General features: G+C 49.1%; 8 protein-coding genes. 6 read left to right on the forward strand and 2 right to left on the reverse strand.

Annotation, left to right across the window (positions count from 1 at the left end):
* Positions 1-68 precede the first annotated feature (68 nt).
* From rqcH to FTO70_RS11820, 5 genes are all read left to right on the forward strand, one after another.
* Positions 69-2,519 (forward strand): ribosome rescue protein RqcH, encoded by a 2,451-nt coding sequence (rqcH, locus tag FTO70_RS11800; protein WP_255335955.1) that lies wholly within the window; start codon positions 69-71, stop codon positions 2,517-2,519.
* Positions 2,516-3,565 (forward strand): mRNA surveillance protein pelota, encoded by a 1,050-nt coding sequence (locus FTO70_RS11805; protein ID WP_255335956.1) that lies wholly within the window; start codon positions 2,516-2,518, stop codon positions 3,563-3,565. The genes rqcH and FTO70_RS11805 overlap by 4 nt, the downstream gene beginning before the upstream one ends.
* A gap of 249 nt (positions 3,566-3,814) precedes the next feature.
* The gene (locus tag FTO70_RS11810) at positions 3,815-6,004 is read left to right on the forward strand and encodes an S-layer protein domain-containing protein (RefSeq protein ID WP_255335957.1); all 2,190 of its coding nucleotides are present in this window, start codon (positions 3,815-3,817) and stop codon (positions 6,002-6,004) included.
* Positions 6,005-6,484: 480 nt separating this feature from the next.
* On the forward strand, positions 6,485-8,731 hold the full coding sequence (locus FTO70_RS11815) for an S-layer protein domain-containing protein (protein ID WP_255335958.1): 2,247 nt from the start codon (positions 6,485-6,487) through the stop codon (positions 8,729-8,731).
* Positions 8,732-8,989: 258 nt separating this feature from the next.
* On the forward strand, positions 8,990-9,949 hold the full coding sequence (locus FTO70_RS11820) for a cation diffusion facilitator family transporter (RefSeq protein ID WP_255335959.1): 960 nt from the start codon (positions 8,990-8,992) through the stop codon (positions 9,947-9,949).
* 98 nt (positions 9,950-10,047) lie between these two features.
* On the opposite strand, the gene FTO70_RS11825 is transcribed toward FTO70_RS11820, so the two are convergent.
* Both FTO70_RS11825 and FTO70_RS11830 read right to left on the reverse strand, forming a co-directional pair.
* The gene (locus tag FTO70_RS11825; RefSeq protein ID WP_255335960.1) at positions 10,048-10,767 is read right to left on the reverse strand and encodes a DUF1614 domain-containing protein; all 720 of its coding nucleotides are present in this window, start codon (positions 10,765-10,767) and stop codon (positions 10,048-10,050) included.
* Positions 10,768-10,999: 232 nt separating this feature from the next.
* A complete protein-coding gene (locus FTO70_RS11830; RefSeq protein WP_255335961.1) occupies positions 11,000-11,872 on the reverse strand; it encodes a diadenylate cyclase in 873 nt (290 codons plus the stop codon).
* Between the two features lie 379 nt (positions 11,873-12,251).
* On the opposite strand from FTO70_RS11830, the gene thpR reads away from it, so the two are divergent.
* Positions 12,252-12,797, forward strand: a complete 546-nt coding sequence (gene thpR, locus FTO70_RS11835) for an RNA 2',3'-cyclic phosphodiesterase (protein WP_255335962.1) — start codon at positions 12,252-12,254, stop codon at positions 12,795-12,797.
* The last annotated feature ends 42 nt before the right edge of the window (positions 12,798-12,839 follow it).

Genomic DNA, 12,839 nt, shown 5'->3' on the forward strand with positions numbered 1-12,839 from the left:
CGGCGCACTGCAGAGACGCAACTCTGCTGGCAAACACTTATACATGAATCCTCTATTATACTCCCCTCATGAAACAGGATATGTCAAGTGCCGACGTTGCTGCAGTTGTTGCCGAGCTGTCCGCAGGGCCGAAGTCCATTATTGATGCGAAGATCGGGAAGATATACCAGCCCGCAAGTGAGGAAATTCGCATCAACCTTTACGTTTTTCATCAGGGTAGGGACAACCTGATCATTGAGGCTGGGAAGCGCATCCATTTAAGTAAACACTTCAGGGCAAGTCCTGAGCTTCCACAGTCTTTTCCGATGCTGCTTAGAAAGTACCTGATGGGGGGCAGGATCGTATCCGTGGAGCAGCACGACTTTGACAGGATCGTGAAGATAGGAATTGAGAGGGCAGGGGTCAGGCACACCCTGATTGTGGAGCTGTTTGCACGGGGAAACGTCCTGATCGTGGATTCGGAAAACAAGATCATCCTGCCAATGAACCCCGTGACCCTGAAGGACAGGCGGCTCAGGAGCGGGGAGATTTACGAGCTTCCCGAGGCCCAGTTGAGCCCTGTGGAGGCTGAGGTCCCGGACCTGATGGAGGCATTCTCAAAGTCAACGGCAGACATCGTGCGGACAATTGCGACCCGGTTCAACCTCGGCGGGGTCCTGGCAGAAGAGGTCTGTTCCCGGGCAGGGATCGACAAGTCAAAGCCTGCAAAGGGAGCCTCGGAAGAGGATGCAGCCCTGCTCCGCAACGCCATGCACGACCTTTTTTCCCCTCTGTTTGCTGGCAGAGCTGCAGGTGAGGTAGAAGTTGCAGGCGAGGTTGAAGCTGCAGGAGAAGTTGAGGGTGGAGCCGAAGCAATAACCGGAATTGAAACTGAAATTGAATCCGGAGTCGAAGCTGAGGTCGAAGCTGAAATCGAAGCTGAAATCGAAGCTGAAATCGAAGCTGAAATCGAATCCGGAGTCGAAACTGGAATTGAAGCTGAAGTCAAAGCCGGAATAGAGGCCGAAGCTCCGAAACTCAGGCCCCACCACGTCAAGAAAGAAATCAACGGGAAACTGGAAGCTTTCGATGTTTTGCCTTTTGACCTTATCCGTTATTCAGATTACGAAAAGGAATACTTCGAATCCTTTAATGAGGCACTTGACGAGTTTTTCGGGAAAAAGGCGCTTGAACAGGTTGCAGAGGTAAAGGCTGCCGAAAAGAAGGAAAAGACCCTCGGGGTTTACGAAAGGCGGCTGCTCCAGCAGGAAGAGTCCCTTACAAAGTTTGAAAAGGACATCGAAAAAAACAATGCCCTTGCGGAAACAGTTTATGCGAATTACCAGGTTATCGAAGAGCTCTTTTCCGTGCTTAACGGGGCCAGGGCAAAGGGGTATTCCTGGGACGAGATCCGGGCTATCCTGAAGCAGGCTAAAAAGGCCGTGCCTGCTGCCCAGAAAATTACGAATATCGACCCGAAGACAGGCACGGTTGCAATTGAGCTTGACGGGAAGAACGTCAATCTTGACATCCGGAAGACAGTGCCCCAGAACGCCCAGGAGTATTATGAAAAGGTGAAGAAATTCTCCAAAAAGAGGGACGGGGCTATCAGGGCCATCGAGGAAACGAAGAAGATAATGGAGAAAAAGGCTGCGGCAAAGGCTGCAAAGGCGGGACGGAAGCTGCAGGCTGTCCGGAAAAAACACTGGTACGACCGCTTCCGGTGGTTTGTGTCTTCGGACGGGTTCCTGGTTGTGGGCGGAAGGGACGCCGACACCAACGAGGAGATTTTCAAGAAGTACATGGAAAAGCGGGACATCGTCTTCCATACCCAGACCCCGGGGGCTCCCCTGACTGTTGTCAAGACCGGAGGAGAGGAAGTCCCGGAGTCCACTTTACAGGAGGCTGCGCAGTTTGCTGTTTCCTATTCCAGCCTCTGGAAGGCAGGGCATTTCAGCGGGGACTGCTACTGGATCAAGTCCGAGCAGGTCACAAAGACCCCGGAGTCGGGAGAGTACCTGAGAAAGGGGGCTTTTGTCATCCGCGGGGAGCGCAACTACTTCAGGGACGTGCCCCTGGGCATTGCCGTGGGGCTTGAGCTGAAAGGCGAGACCCGGGTCATAGGCGGGCCGGCTTCCGCAATCCGCAAGCACGGGGATTATATCCTGGAAATTGCCCCCGGCAAGTTCAACCAGAACGATATTTCCAAAAAGGTCTACAGGATCTATGCGGACGAACTGAAAGACCCGCGCTTCGTGAAGCAGATAGCGTCCCCTGACCTTGTTGCGATGATGGTCCCTGCCGGGGAATCGGACCTCAGGAGCCAGAAACCCCGGAGAAAAGGTGAAGGGGCCGGGCAGGAAATCGGGGAAGAATACGAGACACCGGAAGCCGCAGAAGAAATGGAAGAATTCGAAGAGGGAGCCGAAGGGGAAACTGAAGTGAAAACCGGCGGCGAATTTGAAGGGGAACTCGAAGAGGAATTTGAAGAGGAATTTGAAGAGGAATCCGAAGAAATGCCCGGAGGTAAGGGTGCATGAGAGTCACGAACCGTTCCTTGAAAGGCAGGGAAGGGGAAATTGCCGTAACAGCCGAGACCCTGGATGACCTCTGGCACCTGAAGTACGTCATTGAAAAGGGAGACCTGGTCTTTGCCCTTACCAAGCGGAAGGCCGATACTACAAGCGACAAACTCCGTCCGGAAAAGGTCGAGAAAGTAAAGGTCAGGCTCGGGATAAGGGTTGAGGAACTGGAGTTTCACAAGTTTGCAAACAGGCTGAGGATCCACGGGCCGATCGAGCACGGGATGGATGCCGGCTCCTACCACACTCTCAACATAGAGATCGGGACGAACCTTTCCATCATCAAGGAACACTGGAAGAATGACCAGCTCCAGCGGATCCAGGATGCCGAAGAGGCCGGAAAACGGCCTAAGGTCGTTCTTGTTGCAGTGGAAGAGGGAGATGCGGACATCGGCTTTGTGCGCCACTATGGAATCGAGATTTATTCCCATATCCGGCAGTCGTCCGGGAAGCGGGAAACGGGCCTCAGGAATGAGTTTTTCAAAGAGATCGTGGAACAGTTAAGGCATGCGGTTCCGGAGGATGCCTCCATCGTGGTTGCAGGGCCGGGATTTACCAAGGAAGATTTCATGAAATACTTCCAGGGGGTTGAGCCTGATATGGCTTCAAAGGCCCTGACAGAAGACACGTCCATGATAGGGATGTCCGGTTTTCAGGAGGTGCTCCGCAGGGGGGCAGTGGACCGGATCATGCAGGAATCAAGGATTGCCCGGGAGTCGGCTCTCATGGAAGACCTGATCAGGGAAATCTCCATGGACGGAAAAGCCGCTTATGGTTTTGCCGATGTCAAAAATGCTCTCAACTACGGGGCCGTTGAAACCCTGCTCATTGCGGATGAGACCCTGCGGGAAGGGCGGGAAAAAGGGGATATCGACAAACTCCTCCTGGAAGTTGAACAGGCTCAGGGGAAGGTTGTGGTCTTCAGCACGGCTTTTGAGCCCGGGGAGAAGCTTCACAAACTGGGTGGGATTGCAGCTCTGCTCCGTTTCAAAGTGAAGGGCTGAGCGGCTTCTTCCAACTATTTATACCTATTTATTCTGCTTTCCTTTATTTTTTTGATGTGGTTTTCGGTTTGTTACCATTTCACAATACTTATCTATCTGTTTTCTGCCTTATGATAAGGCAAATATATTGCCTACTTTTATAAATATATTTGTCAGTGGTGTGACAAATTTAATAAAAGTTTTGCTTTCGAAAAAAACAATAAAAACGCAAAAAGTGGAGTTGCTATAGTGGAACTCAGGTTTTCAAAAATGACAGCTTTAGCTGGCGGACTGGTTTTTCTGATTCTGTTGAGTCCGGCGGTTCTTGCAGTAGGGATTACTCCCAGGACCATATCCTATGACACAGCTGAAACCCATGGTGACGGTTTTGTGTGGGATGCGACCACGTTCGAAGGTTTCTATTACTCTGTAAACAAGAACGTGAACTACCTCAACGATGGGTGGGGCGAACGGCTTTACTTCCAGGAGGATGAGGGCAGCAGTAACGGGCCTCTCGGAAGTACGGATAGCCCTGACAATAACATAATCGACGACAGTGAACTTATCTACACCACCACTCCTTACCCCTGCAGCTACAAGCTCGTATCCGAACTCGGGCTCACTGCCGATACCGTACCTGCGGATGTGGGCGGCACCAGCTACTACGAGCTCTGCTGGTTCGGTGCTCCTTACGTTGCCATTGAAGGGGATGCCACTCAGCTTTCCAAGCTCGTGTACAAGCAGGACGCTGACTACCAGAAGACCCTTAAGGCCGGGGAAAGCTGGGACCTCGGTTCCGGTTACAGCCTTACTGTCAACCAGGTTGACGTTGAGGGAGACAAGGTCTGGTTCTCCCTTTATAAGGACGGAGAAAAACTCGAAGACGGTATCCTCAATACCGACGGTGATGTTTCTGACTGCACCTTTGCAGCCCGTGCCGATTTCGGGGATTCTGACGACCAGCTTTACTTCATGACCTATGCTGAAAGCGTCTTCCAGGGCGCTGTAGATTCCCTTGCCGTTTTCAGGTACACCTGGCTAATCGACAAAGACAATGCGCTGCTTATCAAAGCCGATGACACTTACCAGGGCTTCAACGTTGATACTGCCGCTGAAGACGGGCTTGCACTCTCCAACGACAATTCCATCACCCTCAATATTGATGACGGCAAGAGGACCTACTTCACCGAATCCTGGTACTTCCAGACCTCGGACGAAAACAAAGGGACAGGTGGAAACGGTTACATAATCTATCCGGTTCTGGATAAAAGCAAACCCGGCACCTATGCCGTAAGGGGTATCCCTGCTGACACGGCTTCAACTTCCACCTTCGAGTGGAATCCGGCAACGTTCAGGGGTTTTTACTACTCCGTAAACAAGAACGTGAACTACCTCAACGATGGGTGGGGCGAACGGCTTTACTTCCAGGAGGATGAGGGCAGCAGTAACGGGCCTCTCGGAAGTACGGATAGCCCTGACAATAACATAATCGATGATGGTGAACTTATCTACACCACCACTCCTTACCCCTGCAGCTACAAGCTCGTATCTGAGCTCGGGCTCACTGCCGATACCGTACCTTCTGATGTAGGCGGCACCAGCTACTACGAGCTCTGCTGGTTCGGTGCTCCTTACGTTGCCATTGAAGGGGACGCCACTCAGCTTTCCAAACTTGTGTACAAGCAGGACGCTGGCTACCAGAAGACCCTTAAGGCCGGGGAAAGCTGGGACCTCGGTTCCGGTTACAGCCTTACCGTCAACCAGGTTGACGTCGAGGGAGACAAGGTCTGGTTCTCCCTTTATAAGGATGGGGAAAAACTCGAAGACGGTATCCTCAATACCAACGGTGATGTTTCCGACTGCACCTTTGCAGCCCGTGCCGATTTCGGGGATTCTGACGACCAGCTTTACTTCATGACCTATGCTGAAAGCGTCTTCCAGGGCGCTGTAGATTCTCTTGCCGTTTTCAGGTACACCTGGCTAATCGACAAAGATAATGCGCTGCTTATCAAAGCCGATGACACTTACCAGGGCTTCAACGTTGATACTGCCGCTGAAGACGGGCTTGCACTCTCCAACGACAATTCCATCACCCTCAATGTTGATGACGGCAAGAGGACCTACTTCACCGAATCCTGGTACTTCCAGACCTCGGACGAAAACAAAGGGACAGGTGGAAACGGTTACATAATCTATCCGTCTCAGGCCGTAACCGTAGAATCTGAGGACGAGGCGTCCGAAAATGAAGGGGTACCCGAATCCGAAGTCCTTGAACCTGCGGAAGAAGAGCCTTCCGTACAGCCTGAAACAAGGGAAGAGCAGGTTATATCTGAGTCTGAAGACGCTGAAGAGGGATCTGAAGCTTCGGAGCCTGCAGGTGAGGAAAAGTCTCCGGGTTTTGGCCTTTCAACCGCTATCTTCGGAGTTTTTGCTGTTTGTTTCCTCATGAGAAAGAAGTAAGCAATAATAGTGTAGAAGTACGTAGTAAGAAGGATAATGTAAGTATAAGCAAAACGGAATCTGTAAAATTATATTTGGAAAGGAAAATTGTTGAAGAAGGAAAATTTCTCCTTCTTCTTAGTTTCCTCCTTCTTAGTTTTTTATTTGTTTACTCAATGATTTTTTTTAGCAGGCTTATTTTACCTTTTTTTAGGTCAGGCCGGCGTTTTTTCTTTTTCATTTCTTTTTTATTTTTTTTCTTCGACTTTACCTCCTGCTACTTTTTCTTTTCCTTTTTCTTTGCTTTAGTCCTGTTTTGTCCAGTTCTCACTGCATTTTTTGGATGTTATCTTTTGACCTTTTCGTTAAAATTAGTAAAACTTATTAACTATTATAGTTTATTCGTTGTTACAATAATATATTTTCGTCTTACTGTATGCTTATAATATTCTAAAAATTGTAATTTAAACAATACAATTTATGATGGTTTGGTGTTTCTGTATGAAGTATGTTCTTTCAAAAACCCTATCTATAATTTCAGTTGCTTTCACAATCTTTTTGATTCTTGTGCCTTCAGGGCTGGCAGCTCCGGCAGCTCCTGCTATCCGCGGGCTTCCCCTTGATACGAATCTAACGGAAAGCAATGGATTTGCCTGGGACGCTACCACTTTTGGCGGCTTTTGCTATCCCATAAACAAGCACCAGAATTTTGTTAATGAGGATATTGCCTGGGGGGAACGCCTCTGGATTGAAAACACTGACAATACCCACGGGGCTTTAGGTGTTTCGGGCCCTTCAAACAACGTTATTGACGAAGAGGAACTTGTCTATTCCACGAGGTCGTACAGCTCCAAGTACAAGCTTGTTTCCGAACTCGGGCTTAGCGGGGATTCCATTCCCTCGGATCTCGGGAACGGTTTTTACTGGCAGCTCGCCTGGTTTGCTAAGCCTTACATAGCTGTTGAAAATGATGCCACTCAGCTTGCAAGTCTTGTCCTCAACCAGGACGGCAGCGCCAGGAAGACACTTCGGACCGGTGAGACGTGGGATCTCGGGAAAGGCTACACACTCACCGTCCACCAGGTTGATGTGGACGGGAAAAAGGTCTGGTTCTCCCTTTACAAGGACGGAGAAGAACTTGAATCTGCAGTTGTTGAAGACGACGGGACTGTTGCAAGCCAGGCTTTTACCGCTACCGCCGATTTCGGGGATTCTGACGACCAGCTCTACTTCATCACTTACGTTGACTCGGTTTTCCAGGGTGCCGTTGATTCGATTGCCGTTTTCAAGTACACGTGGCTTATCGATAAGGACAACGTACTGGTCATAAAAAGTGGGGACGAGTATCAGGGCCTGGAAGTAAAGGAAGCCAATGAGAACGGGCTTGTGCTGAAAAACAAGGACTCTATCACTATATATGTTGATGCGGACAAAAAGACCTACTTCACCGATTCCTGGTACTTCAAGACCTCGGATGAAAACAAAGGTTTCGGCGGGCAGGGTTATATCATCTACCCGGCAAAAGACCTCACCACTCCGGGTACCTATACTTTAAGAGGTATTTCCCTTGATACGAATCTAACGGAAAGCAATGGATTTGCCTGGGACGCTACCACTTTTGGCGGCTTTTGCTATCCCATAAACAAGCACCAGAATTTTGTTAATGAGGACATTGCCTGGGGGGAACGCCTCTGGATTGAAAACACTGACAATACCCACGGGGCTTTAGGTGTTTCGGGCCCTTCAAACAACGTTATTGACGAAGAGGAACTTGTCTATTCCACACGGCAGCACAGCTCCAAGTATAAGGTTGTTTCCGAACTCGGGCTTAGCGGGTCTTCCATTCCTTCCGACCTCGGGAAAGGTTTTTACTGGCAGCTCGCCTGGTTTGGTAAACCTTACATAGCTGTTGAAAATGATGCCACTCAGCTTGCAAGTCTTGTCCTCAACCAGGATGGCAGCGCTAGGAAGACGCTTCGGGCCGGTGAGACGTGGGATCTCGGGAAAGGCTACACGCTTACTGTCCACCAGGTTGATGTGGACGGAAAAAAGGTCTGGTTCTCCCTTGAAAAGAACGGGGAAGAACTTGAGTCTGCCATTGTTGAAGACGACGGCACTGTTGCAAGCAAGACTTTCACTGCTAAAGCCGACTTCGGTGACTCTGACGACCAGCTCTACTTCGTCACTTACGTTGACTCCGTTTTCCAGAGTGCTGTTGATTCCATTGCCGTTTTCAAGTACACCTGGCTTATCGATAAGGACAACGCGCTGGTCATAAAAAGTGGGGACGAGTATCAGGGCCTGGAAGTAAAGGAAGCCAATGAGAACGGGCTTGTGCTGAAAAACAAGGACTCTATCACTATAGATGTTGATGCGGACAAAAAGGCCTACTTCACTGATTCCTGGTACTTCAAGACCTCGGATGAAAACAAAGGTTTCGGCGGGCAGGGTTACATCATCTATCCTGCAACGGATGTCACAGTGGTGGATGAAACCTTGAATAATGCGGCTGCAGAAGATGAGACTTCCGTAGTTGAGATCGATTCTCAAACTGCAGACTCTACTGAAAACTCTACGAGTTCCGAGGCCAGCCTTGATTATAAGGCTAGAAACGCCGATTCTGCCGGTGAGGTCGTTGAAGACAAGGCAGGCTCAGAGGAGGAAGTGCCTGAAAAGTCTCCCGGATTCGGGCTCTTTGTCTCAGTTTTGGGGCTTACTGCTGGACTGATCCTTAAAGGAAGGAAATGATCTTTCCTTCCTTCCTTCTTTCCTTCCTCCTATATTTCCAGAACTCATTCTTTCTATAATCTGCTTTTCTCTGCCATGCTTTTCTGGCGTGGTTTTTTAGTTTTCAATTCCTGCTAGTTTTGCTCCCCTGTTTTGCTCCCCTGTTTTATTCCTTACTCTGTCTGCTTTTTCGGAGGTTTTTCGATATCCTTATAGGGAATAAATGCATACAACCCCTTTCCTTTGGATAGATAAATTGCGAGATTTACATGAGAAAATATGAGATCAGGTATCCAGAATCCAATTGGCTCGGAGAAGGCTGTCGAGGTCAAATCCGATGATTTGAGATGCGCAAAAGCGATGCGTGTGACGAAACTTGCCCTGCTTACAAACATCGTGCTTACAACTTTCAAGTTTTTTGCAGGGGTGGTGGGGAACAGTGCGGCAATGGTTGCCGATGCTGTCCACTCCCTTTCGGACATGCTGACTGATGTGGCGGTTATGGTCGGATTCAAGCTGTCCCAGAAGCCCAGGGACAGTACTCACAATTACGGGCACGGTAAGATAGAAACGCTGTCAGCAGGTTTTGTCGGACTGGTACTTTTCCTTGTCGGGCTGGAGATCTTTTACTCGGGACTCGAAAAGGTGCTGGCATTTTTTGGCGGGGAAATCCTGCAGGCTCCTGGCTGGATTGCGGTGTTTGCGGCTGTAGCGTCCATCCTGTCTAAAGAAAGCCTTTATCGCTATACGATCCGGCATTCCAGGGAACTGGAGAGTGATGCCCTTGAGGCAAATGCTTGGCACCAGCGCTCCGATGCCATGTCCTCCGTAGGCACCATGCTTGGGAGCGGTGGGGCAATTCTGCTCGGCGGCCGGTGGGCCGTGCTCGATCCCCTTGCAGCCCTAATACTCAGTTTCTTTATCCTCAAGGTGGCTTTCGATATCTTTTACCGGAGCATCAATGAGCTGCTTGAAGCTTCCCTGGGCTCGGATGTCAATGAAGAGATTGAAAAAATTATCCGGTGCACCGACGGAGTCCTTGACTGCCACAAGCTCAAAACCAGGAAAATCGGCAGTGCAATTGCTGTTGATGTCCATATCGAGGTGGATAGGGGACTTAATATCGTGGATGCCCACCAGATCTCTTCCCATGTCGAGAATAAGCTGAGGGGAACTTACGGCGGCAACAGCCATCTTTCGATTCACGTGGAACCGCATCCCGGAAATACGGATTTTTAATTTCAGGTAGGGATGCCCCTTCCCTGACATTTTTTCAATCTCTTTTTGAGTTCTCTTTTTGAGTTCTCTTATTCAGCTCCTGATTCAGGTTTTTTCGTTCAGATCAGGAGCAGAGCAATAAACCCGCTTAAAAATATCCCGTCAAAGGTCCCGGCTCCTCCTATACTTGCAACGGGAGCTCCAAGGTTCTTGATTTTTCCCAGGTTCAGGAGGTCGGCTCCTATCAGGGTTCCGAGCACGCCTCCGGTGTAGGCTGTGACAAAGCGGCACTGGTCAGCCAGGCACTCGGGCATATGGAAAATCGAGGTAAGGATAATTGCAACAATGGCTGCTGAAAGGGGAGGGATAAGGGCCGGGGTTGCTATTCCTACTCCCCTTATTGGTTTTGCTACGGAATAGGTCACTGCTGCAACGGCTGCCACTCCCATCCCCGCCAGGGGGACGGAGGATGGAAATTTCATTAGGAGATACGCGGAAATCAGGACAGGGATGACTGCCCCACCCACATTTACGGCCAGCAAGGTTTCTTCTTTTATGACTTTACGCATTGGGACCCGGTAGTCAACTCCGAAAACCCGGACATAACTGTCCCGTACAACAGGAATGTCTGACTTGAGGACTGCCAGAGGGATGTTGATTCCGCTTCCGATGAAGGAAAGGAGCAGGATAAGGAGGGCATCTTCTGCGGAAAAGCCTATTTTCATGAAAGTGGAGATTATGATCCCGAGAAAGAGGGATCCAAGCCCAAAGGCAAGGACAACGGCTAAAAGGAGAAGGAACTTCGGGCTGAAAGGGATATAGAAGATCTGTCTTCTCATGGGATTACTCTCTTCTCCGCGGGTCGGTTTTTCGGTTATGATATATGTGCTTTCTTTATTAATGGGTATCTGAGTTTTTTTTCAGTTAATCTATATGCTTTTTCTTATGCTGTAGATTTTTTTATAAAGTAAACTTCTCTTTTAGGGTTAAACTTTCTTTTCCGGGGCTGGACTTCCTTATGGAAGCAAGTGGAAACAGGTTTTGCTGCATTTTTTTCTTTAATACAGAGGTTCATATGTACCTGAAAGCAGGCTGAAAGGATTCGATGCAGATGGTCTCTTTCCCGTCCTTGTAGATCCTGAGGACTCCGCCAGACTCGGAAACCGTAATTGAGATTGCCACTGTGTCCCTGCTGATGGCTGCAGCGGAAACATGCCTTCCTCCCAGGCCCTTTTCAATGTCCACATTTTTCCCGTCCACGTCAAGGTAGCGCCCTGCCGCGTGGATAAGCCCGTTTTCATCTATCACAAAAACCCCGTCCAGCTGCGCGAATTCCTTTACGGACTCCCAGTTTTTCCTGTCCAGGATGTTTCTCTGCGCTTCTTCATGGCCTGCATAGGGGTTGAGGATCATCTGGTGGGAGCGTTTCAGGACTTCTTCGGTATCCCCTATTATAAATGCAGTTCCGATTTTTTTGCCTTCCCTCCCCGTAAGGGCGATATCAAATGCAATTTTCAGGACCGCGCTCATAACTTCCGGTTTGACTCTTTCTTCGCATTCTTTCATGGCTTTTATAAGGGGATTTTCTTCAAGGTTGTGCACGATTATGGAACTTGAACCCCGGGTCTCGACAACACCCACGACAATCCCAGTTTTCAGTTCCCCAAGCACGTATTCGATGGCAGAGGCGTGCTGCAGGTGATCTACATTGCCTGCAGTTTCCCGGCCGAGCTGGTCTATGAGCTCTTTTGCGGGGCTTTTTCCATCTTTCCCCGTAGCGACCAGGTGGTCAATTATACTTTTCGGGCGCATGGAGGTGTAGTAGACCGGTATATCGGTCTGGATCCCTTCAAAGCTCAGCTCTCCGGAGACCATGATTGCGGCTGCGTTGAGTTCCCGGGCAACCCGGGCTGCCGTTTCTGCGATTATACGTGCTCTGTCCATTTGACCATCCGCTTTTTATTTTTCGCTCCAATACTTTTTATGGTTCTGTTGCCTGCCCCGGAGGTTGACGGTTTCTTTACAGGTTAACATTAAGGGCGACTGTATACACAATTAAATCTGGTTCACTCAGGTATAATGTTATGTCTACTACATTATAATTGTTCTGTGATGACTCTCTTTTTTCCTCTTTTTCCCTTCTTATTTTTTTTGCATTTCTTTCTGTCGCTTTTTTGTTTTGTTTTTGTTATTTTCTCCGGGTTCAGGGCAGAAAGGGTTTACAATATTCCTTCTAGAAGGGGAGCTTCGGCTTTTTTTGAAAAGAAAGGCTAATAGAAATGTTTTTCTTGTCTGGCTTTCTAGTTTATATTGGTGAAAAGCTTTGATCAGGACGTTTATAGCAGTGGAGCTCGACCCGGTTTTCATAGAAAAGATCCGGGATATTCAGGAAAAGTTTGAGGACTTTGATCTGAAATTTGTTAAGCCTGAAATTGTCCACATCACTCTAAAATTTCTGGGGGATGTGGAGGAGTCCAGTATTCCTTCTCTTGCTTCAGCTCTTGATTCCCTTCTCTGTGAGCCATTCGAAGCTAAGATCGAGGGCATCGGGGTCTTCCCCAAGCCTGCAAACCCAAAAGTCCTTTGGATTGGGGCTTCAGGGGCTTTCGGTGCCCTTCATGATGAGGTCGAGAAGGTGCTGAAGCCTTTCAATTTCGAAAAGGATGACAGGGAATTTACAGCTCATGCCACCCTTGCCAGGGTGAAGTTCCTCAAAAAGTCCCAGAAAGGCGCTTTTCTTGATGCCCTCCGGGATTTAAAGGATATAACTCTTGGCAGCATGCGGGTGAATAAGGTACTTCTTAAGAAAAGTACCCTTACTCCGGAAGGGCCCCTCTACGAGACCCTGCATACCGCATATCTGGATTAAACCTTCTTTTTCACCCTGAAAGATCAGGTCAGGAGGATGATA

Origin of the sequence: Methanosarcina sp. KYL-1, from assembly GCF_024372725.1 — an archaeon.
Lineage (GTDB): Archaea > Halobacteriota > Methanosarcinia > Methanosarcinales > Methanosarcinaceae > Methanosarcina.